The sequence below is a fragment of the Streptomyces sp. NPDC060232 genome (assembly GCF_042726555.1).
Lineage (GTDB): Bacteria > Actinomycetota > Actinomycetes > Streptomycetales > Streptomycetaceae > Streptomyces.
Map to the genome: position 1 here is coordinate 2,501 of NZ_JBHXAG010000051.1, position 1,500 is coordinate 4,000.

Below are 1,500 nucleotides of genomic sequence, written 5' to 3' on the forward strand. Positions count from 1 at the left end.
CTCATCCCCGCACTTTTCAACGTGCGTGGGTTCGGGCCTCCATTCAGTGTTACCTGAACTTCACCCTGGACATGGGTAGATCACCTGGTTTCGGGTCTACGACCACGTACTCAATTCGCCCTATTCAGACTCGCTTTCGCTGCGGCTCCGCATCTTCTGCTTAACCTTGCACGGGATCGTAACTCGCCGGTTCATTCTACAAAAGGCACGCCATCACCCGTTAACGGGCTCTGACTACTTGTAGGCACACGGTTTCAGGATCTCTTTCACTCCCCTTCCGGGGTGCTTTTCACCTTTCCCTCACGGTACTGGTTCACTATCGGTCACTAGGGAGTATTTAGCCTTGGGAGATGGTCCTCCCGGATTCCGACGGAATTTCACGTGTTCCGCCGTACTCAGGATCCACTCAGGAGAGAACGAAGTTTTGACTACAGGGCTGTTACCTCCTATGGCGGGCCTTTCCAGACCTCTTCATCTACCTCGTTCCTTTGTAACTCCGTACAGAGTGTCCTACAACCCCAAGAGGCAAGCCTCTTGGTTTGGGCTAATCCCGTTTCGCTCGCCGCTACTCAGGGAATCGCATTTGCTTTCTCTTCCTCCGGGTACTTAGATGTTTCAGTTCCCCGGGTCTGCCTTCTCATATCCTATGTATTCAGATATGGATACCACTCCATTACGAGTGGTGGGTTTCCCCATTCGGAAATCTCCGGATCAAAGCTTGCTTACAGCTCCCCGAAGCATATCGGTGTTCGTCCCGTCCTTCATCGGCTCCTAGTGCCAAGGCATCCACCGTGCGCCCTTTCTAACTTAACCGTTAAAAAGAATCACTATGTGATATCTTGTATTACTAATTGAATGTGATGTCTACTGTTATCTAGTTTTCAAAGAACACGTTGGTGGAGCCTAGCGGGATCGAACCGCTGACCTCCTGCGTGCAAAGCAGGCGCTCTCCCAGCTGAGCTAAGGCCCCATAAAAAATGGTCGGGAAGACAGGATTCGAACCTGCGACCCCATGGTCCCAAACCATGTGCTCTACCAAGCTGAGCTACTTCCCGATTTTCAAATATATTATGGCGCGCCCGAGAGGAGTCGAACCCCTAACCTTTTGATCCGTAGTCAAACGCTCTATCCAATTGAGCTACGGGCGCAAAACTTAATGCCGAGGGCCGGACTTGAACCGGCACGGTAGTCACCTACCGCAGGATTTTAAGTCCTGTGTGTCTGCCAATTCCACCACCCCGGCGTGGATGGTATAGTTGGAGCGGAAGACGGGATTCGAACCCGCGACCCCCACCTTGGCAAGGTGATGTTCTACCACTGAACTACTTCCGCAACATGTAAAAGAACTTAATACATCTTATGCTGTTGTTTTTTAAAAAATGCAACTGGGCTAGCTGGATTCGAACCAACGCATGACGGAGTCAAAGTCCGTTGCCTTACCGCTTGGCTATAGCCCAATGATAAAATGGGGCGATTGATGGGAATCGAACCCACGAGTGC

6 tRNA genes and 1 rRNA gene (1 of these 7 running past the window's edge) are annotated in these 1,500 nt (G+C 51.2%); all 7 read right to left on the reverse strand.

Annotated features, from left to right (window positions below):
- Nucleotides 1-813: ribosomal RNA gene (locus tag ACFWFZ_RS34315) — 23S ribosomal RNA — on the reverse strand (it extends 2,117 nt beyond the left edge of the window).
- An 81-nt stretch (nucleotides 814-894) separates the two neighbouring features.
- A tRNA-Ala gene (locus ACFWFZ_RS34320) sits at nucleotides 895-970 on the reverse strand.
- A gap of 8 nt (nucleotides 971-978) precedes the next feature.
- Nucleotides 979-1,055, reverse strand: a tRNA-Pro gene (locus ACFWFZ_RS34325).
- A 16-nt stretch (nucleotides 1,056-1,071) separates the two neighbouring features.
- A tRNA-Arg gene (locus tag ACFWFZ_RS34330) sits at nucleotides 1,072-1,148 on the reverse strand.
- 9 nt (nucleotides 1,149-1,157) lie between these two features.
- Nucleotides 1,158-1,243, reverse strand: a tRNA-Leu gene (locus ACFWFZ_RS34335).
- A 14-nt stretch (nucleotides 1,244-1,257) separates the two neighbouring features.
- Nucleotides 1,258-1,332: transfer RNA gene (locus ACFWFZ_RS34340), tRNA-Gly, on the reverse strand.
- A 53-nt stretch (nucleotides 1,333-1,385) separates the two neighbouring features.
- Nucleotides 1,386-1,457 (reverse strand) — tRNA-Gln (locus ACFWFZ_RS34345).
- Nucleotides 1,458-1,500: the final 43 nt, after the last annotated feature.